The following is a 12,092-nucleotide window of genomic DNA, read 5'->3' as shown; positions in this document are numbered from 1 at the left end:
CAAGAATCCTCTGGGGGAGATGACAGATGCGCTGGTTCCGACGGCTGGCCTGGCTGGTGGCAGTGCTGTTACTGGTTTCGGCGGCAGCGCTGGCGGGCGGCTATATCTGGTACCGGCAGGCATCGCAGCCGCAGGCCGCGGGCACCCTGGCGCTGCCGGGGCTGCAGGGACGCGTCACGATCGTGCGCGACCGCAACGCCGTGCCGCACATCCGCGCAGCCTCGCGCCTGGATGCGTACTACGCGCTGGGCTTCGTGCATGCGCAGGACCGGTTGTGGCAGATGCAGATGAACAAGCGCGTCGTGGCGGGCCGGCTGGCCGAGATCCTCGGCCCCAAGGCGCTCGATACCGACCGCTTCCTGCGCACACTGGGCGTGCGCCGTAACGCCGAGGCCATCTTCGCGCAGCTCGAGCCCGACACACGTGCCGCATTGCAGGCATATGCGGCAGGGGTGAATGCCTATATCGACCAGCGCAAAGGGCCGCTGCCGCCGGAGTTCCTGATCTTGCGTACGCGTCCAGAGCACTGGGAGCCCGCCGATACGCTGGGATGGCAGACCATGATGGCCTGGGACCTGGGCGGCAACTGGACCCAGGAAACCCTGCGCATGTCGCTGTCGCAGGCATTGCCTACTGTTCGCATCAGTGAGCTGCTGGCGCCGTATCCGGGCGAGCGGCCCGTTCGGACGCTGGATTACGGCAGCCTGTACCGGCATCTGGCGCCGCTCGCCTCGGCGCTCGCCCGTGTCGGCGAAGTGGCGCCGGCCAGCTACGTGGAAGGAATGGGCTCGAACAACTGGGTGGTATCCGGCGCGCATACGCAGTCTGGCAAGCCCATGCTGGCCAATGACCCGCACCTGGGCCTGCAGGCTCCGGCCCTGTGGTACCTGGCGCGGCTCCAGGCACCGGGGCTGGACGTGGCGGGCGCCACACTGCCGGGCGCGCCGCTGGTGGTGCTGGGCCATAACGCGCGCATCGCGTGGGGCTTCACCAATACTGCGCCGGACGTGCAGGATCTGTTCCTCGAACGCCTGCAGCCGGGCAGCACCGACAACTACCAGACACCGGACGGCTGGGCGGCGTTCGTGACGCGTACCGAGACCATCCATGTCAAAGGCGCGGCGGATGTCGTGCTGACGGTGCGCCAGACGCGGCACGGTCCAGTCATCTCCGACGTGTCCGAGCCCGTGGCCAATGCCGCTTCGCCGCTGGGTGCGCGCTACGTCGTGGCGTTCCAGTGGACGGCGCTACGCCCCGACGACCGTACCTTCCAGGCCAGCCTGAAGATGAACCTGGCCACGGACTGGGCCAGCTTTACGCAGGCGCTGCGGGACTTCCACGCGCCACAGCAGAACATGGTCTATGCCGATGTCGATGGCAACATCGGCTTTATCGCGCCGGGGCGCATTCCGCTGCGCCGTGCCGACAACGATCTCAAGGGCCTGGCGCCGGCGCCAGGCTGGGACGCGCGCTACGACTGGAATGGCTTTATTCCGTTCGAGCACTTGCCGCGCGCCTACAACCCGGCCAGCGGCATCATCGCGACGGCCAACCAGCGTATCGTGGGGACGGACTATCCGTACTTCATCACGAGCGAATGGACCGTGCCGTATCGCTACCAGCGTATCCGGTCGTTGCTCGATGCCGTGCCGCGCCATACGTTCGAGTCGTTCGGCGCGATCCAGAAGGATGTGGTCTCGCTGGCCGTGCGTGATTTCCTGCCCTTGCTGCTGGCATCGCCCGTGGCCAGTGACACGACCCGGCCGCAGCGCGAGCGCGAACTCTTCGATGCCTTGCGCAAGTGGGACGGCACCATGGATGCGGGGGCGTCGGAGCCGCTCGTGATCTCCGCCTGGCTGCGCGAATTGTCGCGCCGGCTGTTCGAGGACAAGGTGGGCGAGGCGCTGTTCATGCGGATGTGGGAGCAGCGCAACGTGCAGCAGCCGATGCTGAACATCCTGCGAAATGCCGCCGGCTCCGGCTCGCTGGGCAGCTTCTGGTGCGACAGGTCCGGTACGACGGAGCACGAGTCCTGCGCCGATGCCGTTGCGGACGCCTGGACGCTCGCGGTCGCCGACCTGTCGCGGCGCTATGGCGATAACCCGGGCAAATGGCGCTGGGGCAAGGCGCACGCGGCCCGCTCCGAACACAAGCCGTTCGGCAAGCAACCGTACCTGTCGGGGCTGTTCAACCTGCGCGTGCCGACGGGGGGCGATACGTACACGGTCAATGTCGGCCGCAACAACCTGCGCGACGAGCAGGCTCCGTTCGAGAGCACGCATGCCGCCAGCCTGCGGGCGCTTTATGACCTGGCTGACCTGGATGCGTCGCGTTTCATGGACTCGACCGGGCAGTCGGGCAACCCGGTGTCGCCGAACTACCGGGACTGGACTGGCAAGTGGGCCGCCGTCGAATACATCACGCTTGCGCGGCGGCGGGAACCGGTGCGCGAACCGTTCGACACGCTGGTGCTCGAGCCCGCGGCGACACGGGATGGGGCCAGTCGCGGCAAATAGCCGCGGTGTCGGACGTCCCTTGCCGAATGGCGGTACCATTTCGGGCCATCCCCTCGGCAGGAGCCGTGCATGGCAACGTCCACCCCTTCGCGTACCACCCACATCATCCAGCACGTCGCCTTTGAGCATGGCGGCGTGATTGCCGAAGCGCTGCGCGCACGCGGCCACGCCCTGCAGGTGTTCCAGGCGGGCGTGGATGACCTCCAGTCCATCGCTGACAACTCGCCCGACCTGCTGCTGGTGCTGGGCGGGCCGATTGGCGTCTACGAGACCGAGGCCTATCCGTGGCTGGAGCAGGAAATCGCGCTGATTCGCGCGCGCCTCGCAGCCGGTGGCAAGGCGATCGGGGTTTGCCTCGGCGCACAGCTGATTGCGAGAGCCTGTGGGGCACGCGTCTACCCGGGAACCCGGGAAATCGGCTGGGCACCGATTGTGCCGACAGCCCGCGGCCACGATTCCGCGCTGGCCGAACTGGCCGCCGCCAATTGGGAAGTCCTGCACTGGCACGGCGATACCTTCGACTTGCCAGAGGGGGCCGAGCTGCTGGCGTCGACCGCTGCAGTGCCCAACCAGGCGTACGCCATCGGCAAGCAAGTGCTGGCGTTGCAGTTCCATCCCGAAGTGCTGCCGCGCGATATCGAAGCCTGGCTGATCGGCCACACGGTTGAGCTGGGCAAGGCTGGCATCGATCCGCGCACCATCCGTGCCCGTACTGCGGAGGTCGGCGAGCGGGTTGCGGCGGCGGGCCGGCGCATGTTCGCGCGCTGGCTGGACGAGGTCGGCCTGTGAACCGGACAGCCCTGGCAGCGTTGCCGCCTGCAGTCACGGTCGATACAGTCTTGATCGGCCAGGTTCGCCCGTTCGGCCCGAAGGGCGTGCCGAGCGGCATCGGCAAGCTGCCGCTTGCTGGTCCCGTGCCGGTGGCCGCGCTCGGGCTGTCCGGCGATGGCCAGGGCGACCCGAAGCACCATGGCGGCCCGGAGAAGGCGCTGCATCACTATGCGTATGACCATTACCCGGCCTGGCGGGCCGAGCTTGAGGAAATCTCGACACAGGCGGGCACGGTCCTTTCCGCGCCGGGGGCCTTTGGCGAGAACCTGAGCACAACCGGTCTGACCGAAGCGGACGTCTGCATTGGCGACCGCTTCCGCCTTGGCACCGCCCTGGTCGAAGTGTCACAGGCACGCCAACCGTGCTGGAAGCTCAATCATCGCTTCGGCCATGCGGGAATGTCGCGCGCGGTGCAGCAGAGCCTGCGCACGGGCTGGTACTACCGCGTGCTGGAGGAGGGAGAACTGCGCGTGGGCGATGCGCTGACGCTGGTCAGCCGTCCGTATCCGGACTGGAGCCTCTCGCGCTTGCTGCGGGTGCTCTATGTGGATCGCCTGGACTACGCCGCATTGGCCGGGATGGCCGAATTGCCGCCGTTGGCCGAGAGCTGGCGCAAGCTGGCCCGCCAGCGCGTCGCGAGGCATGAAGTGGAAGACATGGAAAAACGCCTGGCCGGCGGCTGAAGCGGCTGGCCGTGCTCAGCCCTGGCGGAAGCGCCGGGCCGTGCCCTCGCAGATGATGCGTTCCCAGACCGCCTGCTTTTCCTCATCACTAAGGAACACCCAGTTGCTGACTTCGGCCGCCGTGCGTCCGCAGCCCTGGCAGATTTCGTCGAACAGCGTCGAGCAGATGCCGATGCAGGGGCTGTCAGGGCGGTCAGCCAGTCCCGTGGCGTCGGACTGGACGGCGGGCAGGGCGGAATCGGAGGGGGAGGACGACATGCAGAAGTGAAAGGGACAGGCAGTCCGGCATTATAAACGGGCCGCCCGGACGTCCCGGGTTTCACCGGCGGCCAGGCTTGTGGCCCTTGCCGCCAGCCCGGCATGGAATCGTCCCGATTACCTCAAAGGTCGTTGAGCGGCTGCGCCATGCCCAGTACGCTGCATTCCGTCAACCATCGATCCGAAGGAGCCAGAGATGCGTGAAGCCGTCGCCCAAGCCGTTCCTGTTCCCGCCGTGACGCATCCGCGCATGCGGCAGATGGTGGAGGAGGTCCTGATGGGCTCTCCCGTCGCGCGTACGCTGGGCGTGCAGCTCGAGGTGCTGATGCCGGAACATGTCGAACTGGTGTTGCCGTACAGCGCCGGAAACGTCACCCTCGGCAATACGGTCCATGGCGGGGTGATCGCAACGCTGATCGACATTGCGGGTGCCGCTGCCGCAGCCTCTGGCGCCGACCCCGGGCAGGTGAAGGGCGGGGCGACCGGGTCCCTGAGTATCCAGTACCTGGCGCCGGCAAACGGTACCAGCCTTCGTGCCGTCGCGAGCGTGGTGCGGCGCGGCCGCCGGCAGGTGATCAGCGATGTCGAGGTGTATGCCGAGGATTCGGATGGCGGCACCCTGGTGGCGAAGGCGCTGATGAGCAGCACGCTGTTCGGGTGATGCTGCAATGCGCGGGGCGCCAAGCCACGCCTGTTCATTGCATTAACGCAATTAACCGACAGATAAAAGCCCAGACCAAAACGCGCGCCGGAAATTCGGCGCGCCCATCTGGCTGCCAGCCCGGGAAGGCCGGCAGCAACCCAAGACGACAAGGACTGGCGTATCCACGCGAGCTCAATACTTCCACATGATCTGCTGCAGCTGCTTGCTGTCGTTGGTTTTGGTCAGCGCCAGGGCCATCAGGATGCGCGCTTTCTGCGGCAACTGGTCGTCGGTGACGATCCAGTCGTACTTGTCGTCCGGCTGCTCGGCGTTGCGGATCACCACGCCGCTGCCGGTGCGCGAGGCGCGCACGATCTGCACGCCCTTGGCGCGCGCGGCCTTCAGCGGCTCGACCATGTAGTCGCCGACGCTGCCGTTGCCGGTGGCGGCGTAGACGATGGCCTTGGCGCCATTCTTCACGGCGGCATCGATGCTGGCCGGGTTCACGTTGCCGTAGGCGTAGACCACGGCGACTTCAGGCAGCTTGTCGATCTTGTCGATGTCGAACTCCGTTTGCACCGTGTGCGGGCGTGCCGGCAGGCGGAAGAACAGCGTACGGCCTTCGACCACATAGCCGAGCGGACCGAACGGCGAACGGAACGTCTCAGTCTTGAACGTGTTGCTCTTGGTCACGTCGCGGCCGGTGTGGATTTCATCGTTCAGTACCACCAGCGTGCCCTTGCCCTTGGAGGCCGGGTTCGAAGCCACCAGCACGGCGTCATACAGGTTCAGCGCGCCGTCCGCGCCGAGTGCGGTGCCGGGGCGCATCGAGCCAACCACCACAACGGGCTTATCGCTCTTGAGCGTAAGGTTCAGGAAGTAGGAGGTCTCCTCGATGGTGTCCGTGCCGTGGGTAATGACGATGCCGTCCACGTCGGGCTGCTTGAGCAGTTCAGAGACGCGCTTGGCCAGCTTGAGCAGCCGCTCGTTGTTGAAGCTCTCCGAACCGATCTGGAAGATCTGTTCGCCCTTGACGTTGGCCACCTTCGAGATCTCCGGGACCGAAGCAATGATCTTGTCGACGGGCACCACCGCCGACTGGTAGGCCGCCGTGTTGATGGCCGACGCGCCGGCGCCTGCAATGGTGCCACCCGTGCCGATAATGACGATATTGGCCTTGCGGGCTTCTGCCTGGGCCGCGGCAGGCGTACCCGATGGCTGGCTGGCCGGGGCAAGCTGTGCGTGGGCGGTGCCGGTGAGCAGGCTGGCGGCGAGCAGGGCGGCGGCCAGCGTCGTGGTTCGGGCAAGACGTTTCATGATTCTCCTCGGTGTCGGAAGGGCATGGCGCGCCTTTTGGGCAGGACGCCGCCGTCCATGTTCGGTCAGTGGCTGCCGGGCACGGCCTGGGTTTCAGGGCCGCTGCCGACAGCGGCTGAAACTATAAGGTAGGAGAAATGGCCGCGGGAGGGGGAATGCCAGGGTTATGCCGATTCGGCATGACCCTGGTGAGTTGATAACTCAAATCACATACAAGTCGACATATTCATGGACGGGCATTCGCTCCAGTTGTGCCTGGTCCAGCGACACGGCAAGGATGGCGTCCTGTTGCCGCGGCGGAAAGCGGCGTGCCAGGTTGGTGCGGAATTTTTCGACTAACAGGGGGGTACCATCGGCGCGGCGGCGCCGATGGCCAAGCGGGTACTCGACCAGGACTTCAGGCAGCACCGTGCCGTCGTCCAGTTCCACCGTCAGCCCATTGGCGATCGCGCGCTTGTCGGGGTCGTGATAGTCCGCGGTGAGGGTGGAGTCCTCCACACAGCGGATGCGGGCGCGCAGCGGGTCGATGCGTGGATCGGCAGCCACGTTGTCCTCGTAATCCTCGGCCGTGAGACGGCCGAACAGCAGCGGCACGGCCACCATGTACTGGATGCAGTGGTCGCGGTCGGCCGGATTGGCGAGCGGCCCCTGCTTGTCGATGATGCGCAGGCAGGCCTCGTGCGTGCGGATGGTCACGGCCCGGATCCGGGCTGCCGACATGCCAAGCGCGGCGAGCTGGCCGTGCAGTGACATGGCCGCTTCCACTGCCGTCTGCGCGTGGAATTCCGCCGGATAGGCAATCTTGAACAGCACGTTCTCCATCACGTACGACCCGTAGGGCCGCTGGAAACGGAACGGCTGCCCCTTGAACAGCACATCGTAGAAGCCCCAGGTCTTCGCGGTCAGCGCCGAGGGGTAGCCCATCTCTCCAGTGCGGGCCATCAGCGCCAGCCGTACGGCACGGCTTGTGGCGTCGCCGGCGGCCCAGCTCTTGCGGCTGCCGGTATTGGGCGCATGGCGGTACGTGCGCAGGCTTTGTCCGTCGACCCACGCCAGCGACAGCGCGTTGATGATCTCGTCATACGACAGGCCGAGCATCTGCGCGACCACGGCCGTGGATGCGACCTTGACCAGCACCACGTGGTCCAGCCCGACCTTGTTGAACGCGTTCTCGAGCGCCATGCAACCCTGGATCTCATGGGCCTTGATCATGGCCGTGAGCACGTCCTTCATGATCAGCGGCTTGCGGCCGGCAGCGAGATTCGTGCGGGAGAGCCAGTCGGCGGTGGCGAGGATGCCGCCGAGGTTGTCGGAAGGGTGTCCCCATTCCGCGGCCAGCCAGGTGTCGTTGAAGTCCAGCCACCGGATCATCGCGCCGATGTTGAAGGCAGCCTGGACGGGGTCGAGCTGGAACTGGGTGCCTGGCACCCTGGCCCCGTTCGGGACGATGGTGCCAGGCACGACAGGGCCGAGCAGCTTGGTGCAGGCGGGGTAGGAAAGGGCTTCCAGCCCGCAGCCCAGCGTGTCTATCAGGCACAGCCGGGCGGTGTCATAGGCTACGCCGCTCCTGACCTTGTACCGCGTCACATAGTCGGCAATGTCGACCAGGACCTGGTCCGGGTCGGGACGTCCGGTGGACTGCATGTCGGCCTCCGGCAAAGGTCAGGAGCGGCCGGTCAGGCCGCGTCGGATCAGAACGCGTCGCCCGGCACGCGCACCCAGCCTTCCATCAGCACGCGGGCGCTGCGGCTCATGATGGCCTTGGTGACCGTCCAGTCGCCATTGACCTGGCTGGCTTCGGCACCCACGCGCAGCGTGCCGGACGGGTGGCCGAAGCGGACCGCATTGCGTTCGCCGCCACCCGCCGCCAGGTTGACGAGCGTGCCCGGAATAGCCGCGGCGGTGCCGATGGCCACGGCCGCCGTACCCATCATGGCATGGTGCAGCTTGCCCATCGACAGCGCGCGCACCAGCAGGTCCACATCACCGGCACCAACCGGCTTGCCACTGGAGGCGACATAGTCCTTCGGCTTTGCGACAAAGGCGACCTTGGGCGTGTGCTGGCGCTTGGCGGCTTCATCGACGTTCTTGATCAGGCCCATGCGCACGGCACCGTAGGCACGGATGGTCTCGAACATCGCCAGTGCCTTGGGGTCGCCGTTGATGGCTTCCTGCAGTTCGGTGCCGGTGTAGCCGATGGCTTCCGCATTGACGAAGATCGTCGGGATGCCGGCATTGATCATGGTCGCCTTGAAGGTGCCGACGCCCGGCACTTCGAGGTCGTCGACCAGGTTGCCGGTCGGGAACATCGCGCCGCCGCCGTCGCCTTCTTCTTCGGCAGCGGGGTCCATGAATTCGAGCTGGACTTCGGCGGCAGGGAAGGTCACGCCATCCAGTTCGAAGTCACCGGTCTCCTGCACTTCGCCGTTGGTGATGGGCACGTGCGCGATGATGGTCTTGCCGATATTCGCCTGCCAGATACGCACGACAGCCGTGCCATTCTGAGGGACGCGCGATGCATCGACGAGGCCGCCGCTGATCGCGAACGGGCCGACCGCGGCGGACAGGTTGCCGCAGTTGCCGCTCCAGTCGACGAAAGGCTGGTCGATCGAGACCTGGCCGAACAGGTAGTCGACGTCGTGGTCCGGGCGGCTACTCTTCGAGAGGATCACCGTTTTGCTGGTGCTCGATGTGGCGGCGCCCATGCCGTCGATCTGCTTGCCATACGGGTCGGGGCTGCCGATCACGCGCATCAGCAACGCATCGCGCGCCTTGCCGGGGACCCGGGCGGCTTCGGGCAGGTCCTGCAGGCGGAAGAACACGCCCTTGCTGGTGCCACCACGAATGTAGGTGGCGGGAATCTTGATCTGGGGTACGTGGGCCATGGAAATCTTTGTCCTGGTCAAAACTGCAGCGGGCGGTACGTTGCCGCACCGCCCGCTTATTTCGCTACCTTAAGCAGCCGCTTTTGCGGATTCAAGGAAGTCCTGCGCGAAGCGCTGCAGCACGCCGCCGGCTTCGTAGATCGACACTTCCTCGTCGCTGTCCAGGCGGCATGTCACCGGCACTTCCACGCGCTCGCCATTGCGGCGGTGGATCACGAGCGTGAGGTTGGCACGCGGCTGGCGCTCGCCGGTCACATCGTAGGTCTCGGTGCCGTCCAGGCCCAGCGTCAGGCGGTTCACGCCCGGCTTGAACTCGAGCGGCAGCACGCCCATGCCGATCAGGTTGGTGCGGTGGATGCGCTCGAAGCCTTCGGCGACGATCACTTCCACGCCCGCCAGGCGCACACCCTTGGCCGCCCAGTCGCGCGACGAGCCCTGACCGTAGTCGGCACCCGCGACGATGATCAGCGGCTGCTTGCGGTCCATGTAGGTCTCGATCGCTTCCCACATGCGCACGACCTTGCCTTCCGGTTCGACGCGCGCCAGCGAACCCTTCTTGACCTGGCCGTCGACCACGGCCATTTCGTTGATCAGCGTCGGGTTGGCAAACGTCGCGCGCTGCGCGGTCAGGTGGTCGCCGCGGTGGGTCGCGTAGGAGTTGAAGTCCTCCTCCGGCAGGCCCATCTTGGCCAGGTACTCGCCTGCGGCGCTGTTAGCCAGGATCGCGTTCGACGGCGACAGGTGGTCGGTGGTGATGTTGTCGCCGAGCACTGCCAGCGGACGCAGGCCCTTGAGCGTGCGCTCGCCAGCCAGCGCGCCTTCCCAGTACGGCGGGCGGCGGATGTAGGTGCTCTGCGGGCGCCAGTCGTACAGCGGGTCGGTCTTCTCGCCGCTTTGCGCGGTGACGGCGAACATCGGCTCATAGACCTTGCGGAACTGCTCAGGCTTGACGCTTTGCGCGACGATGGCGTCGATCTCTTCGTCGGTCGGCCAGATGTCCTTCAGGTACACCGGCTTGCCTTCCTTGTCCGTGCCCAGCACGTCGCGTTCGATGTCGAAACGCATCGTGCCGGCGATGGCGTAGGCGACCACCAGCGGCGGCGAGGCCAGGAAGGCCTGCTTGGCGTACGGGTGGATGCGGCCGTCGAAGTTGCGGTTGCCCGACAGAACGGCAGTCGCGTACAGGTCGCGGTCGATGATTTCCTGCTGGATCTTCGGATCCAGCGCGCCCGACATGCCGTTGCAGGTCGTGCAGGCAAAGGCGACGATGCCAAAGCCCAGCGCTTCCAGGTCCGGCAGCAGCTTCGATTCTTCGAGGTACAGCTCAACGGCCTTGGATCCCGGTGCCAGCGACGACTTGACCCACGGCTTGCGCGTCAGTCCGCGCGCGTTGGCGTTGCGCGCCAGCAGGGCTGCGGCAATCACGTTACGCGGGTTGCTGGTGTTGGTGCAGCTGGTGATAGCCGCGATGATCACGGCGCCGTCAGGCATCAGGCCTTCGGCTTCTTGCGCCTGGGCCTGGTCGAGGTTCACGGCGATGCCGCGCTCGGCCAGCGCCGAGGTCGGCAGTCGCTTGTGCGGGTTCGACGGGCCGGCCATGTTGCGCACGACACTCGACAGGTCGAACTTCAGCACGCGTTCGTACTCGGCGTTCTTCAGCGTGTCGGCCCACAGGCCTGCAGTCTTGGCATAGGTCTCGACCAGCTTGACCTGCTCGTCCTCGCGGCCGGTCAGGCGCAGGTAATCCAGCGTCTGGTCGTCGATGAAGAACATCGCGGCCGTGGCGCCGTATTCGGGCGCCATGTTCGAGATCGTGGCGCGGTCGCCGAGCGTCAGGCTCGAGGCGCCTTCGCCGCGGAATTCCAGGTAGGCGCCGACGACCTTTTCCTTGCGCAGGAATTCGGTCAGGGCCAGCACGATATCGGTGGCGGTGATGCCGGGCTGGCGCTTGCCGGTCAGCTCCACGCCGACGATGTCGGGCAGGCGCATCCACGAAGCGCGGCCCAGCATGACGTTCTCGGCTTCCAGGCCGCCCACGCCGATGGCGATCACGCCCAGGGCGTCGACGTGCGGCGTGTGGCTGTCAGTGCCCACGCAGGTGTCGGGGTAGGCCACGCCCTTGTCAGCGTGGATCACGGGCGACATCTTCTCCAGGTTGATCTGGTGCATGATGCCGTTGCCCGGGGGGATCACGTCGACGTTCTGGAAGGCCTTCTTGGTCCAGTTGATGAAGTCGAAGCGGTCTTCGTTGCGGCGATCCTCGATGGCGCGGTTCTTGGCGAAGGCGTCAGGGTCGAAGCCGCCACATTCCACGGCCAGCGAGTGGTCGACAATCAGCTGCACCGGCACCACGGGGTTCACCTTGGCGGGGTCGCCGCCCTGGTCAGCGATGGCGTCGCGCAGGCCGGCCAGGTCCACCAGGGCGGTCTGGCCCAGGATGTCATGGCATACCACGCGCGCCGGGAACCACGGGAAATCCAGCTCGCGCTTGCGCTCGATGAGCTGTTTCAGCGAATCGGTCAGCGTGGCCGGGTCGCAGCGGCGCACGAGGTTCTCGGCCAGCACGCGCGACGTGTAGGGCAGCTTGTCATAGGCACCCGGCTGGATTGCCTCGACAGCTTCGCGCGCGTCAAAGAAATCCAGCTTGGTGCCCGGCAGTGGTTTGCGGTGTGCAGTGTTCATGGCGTGGGGAGGAATACGGGGTAATGCACAAGGACGCGTGGAGCAGGGCGCATGCGCCCCGATCCACGTTCCCCAGTCAGCGCGATGTGATCAACGCTTCTCGATCGGCACGAACTCGAGGTTCTCAGGACCAGTGTAGTTGGCGCTCGGGCGGATGATCTTGTTATCGATGCGCTGCTCGATGATGTGCGCCGCCCAGCCCGACGTACGCGCGATCACGAACAGCGGCGTGAACATCGCGGTCGGCACGCCCATCATGTGATAGCTCACCGCGCTG

General features: G+C 66.2%; 10 protein-coding genes. 4 read left to right on the top strand and 6 right to left on the bottom strand.

What is annotated here, in order from left to right; genetic code table 11:
* The first annotated feature begins 26 nt into the window (after nt 1-26).
* The 3 genes from LDO29_RS23210 (at nt 27) to LDO29_RS23200 (ending at nt 4,030) form a co-directional block, all read left to right on the top strand.
* Nucleotides 27-2,516, top strand: coding sequence for a penicillin acylase family protein (locus LDO29_RS23210; RefSeq protein ID WP_224082088.1), 2,490 nt, complete (start codon nt 27-29; stop codon nt 2,514-2,516).
* 69 nt (nt 2,517-2,585) lie between these two features.
* Nucleotides 2,586-3,305 carry a glutamine amidotransferase gene (locus tag LDO29_RS23205; RefSeq protein WP_224082087.1) on the top strand — a complete coding sequence of 240 codons (720 nt, stop codon included), beginning with the start codon at nt 2,586-2,588 and terminating at the stop codon, nt 3,303-3,305.
* Entirely contained in the window at nt 3,302-4,030 is a 729-nt protein-coding gene (locus LDO29_RS23200) for an MOSC domain-containing protein (protein WP_224082086.1), read from the top strand. Before LDO29_RS23205 ends, LDO29_RS23200 begins: the two co-directional genes overlap by 4 nt.
* Before the next feature lie 15 nt (nt 4,031-4,045).
* On the opposite strand, the gene LDO29_RS23195 is transcribed toward LDO29_RS23200, so the two are convergent.
* Nucleotides 4,046-4,288 carry a DUF1289 domain-containing protein gene (locus LDO29_RS23195; RefSeq protein WP_224082085.1) on the bottom strand — a complete coding sequence of 81 codons (243 nt, stop codon included), beginning with the start codon at nt 4,286-4,288 and terminating at the stop codon, nt 4,046-4,048.
* A 196-nt stretch (nt 4,289-4,484) separates the two neighbouring features.
* Here LDO29_RS23195 and LDO29_RS23190 point away from each other — a divergent pair, with 196 nt between their 5' ends.
* Nucleotides 4,485-4,949 carry a PaaI family thioesterase gene (locus LDO29_RS23190; protein ID WP_224082084.1) on the top strand — a complete coding sequence of 155 codons (465 nt, stop codon included), beginning with the start codon at nt 4,485-4,487 and terminating at the stop codon, nt 4,947-4,949.
* Between the two features lie 174 nt (nt 4,950-5,123).
* Here the strand turns inward: LDO29_RS23190 and LDO29_RS23185 are convergent, their stop codons facing one another.
* The 5 genes from LDO29_RS23185 to LDO29_RS23165 form a co-directional block, all read right to left on the bottom strand.
* Nucleotides 5,124-6,248, bottom strand: coding sequence for an asparaginase (locus LDO29_RS23185; protein WP_224082083.1), 1,125 nt, complete (start codon nt 6,246-6,248; stop codon nt 5,124-5,126).
* Between the two features lie 201 nt (nt 6,249-6,449).
* On the bottom strand, nt 6,450-7,892 hold the full coding sequence (locus LDO29_RS23180) for a bifunctional 2-methylcitrate dehydratase/aconitate hydratase (protein ID WP_224082082.1): 1,443 nt from the start codon (nt 7,890-7,892) through the stop codon (nt 6,450-6,452).
* Between the two features lie 47 nt (nt 7,893-7,939).
* Entirely contained in the window at nt 7,940-9,133 is a 1,194-nt protein-coding gene (prpF, locus tag LDO29_RS23175) for a 2-methylaconitate cis-trans isomerase PrpF (RefSeq protein ID WP_224082081.1), read from the bottom strand.
* Nucleotides 9,134-9,202: 69 nt separating this feature from the next.
* Nucleotides 9,203-11,815 (bottom strand): Fe/S-dependent 2-methylisocitrate dehydratase AcnD, encoded by a 2,613-nt coding sequence (gene acnD / locus LDO29_RS23170; RefSeq protein WP_224082080.1) that lies wholly within the window; start codon nt 11,813-11,815, stop codon nt 9,203-9,205.
* Nucleotides 11,816-11,905: 90 nt separating this feature from the next.
* Nucleotides 11,906-12,092 (bottom strand): citrate/2-methylcitrate synthase (locus LDO29_RS23165; protein ID WP_290369619.1); only part of this gene is annotated, 187 nt, incomplete at its 5' end.

The organism is Cupriavidus laharis (assembly GCF_914271435.1).
GTDB classification, from domain to species: Bacteria; Pseudomonadota; Gammaproteobacteria; order Burkholderiales; family Burkholderiaceae; genus Cupriavidus; species Cupriavidus laharis.
Note: the sequence above shows the minus strand (reverse complement) of the source record. Positions and strands in the feature narration are given on the sequence as shown.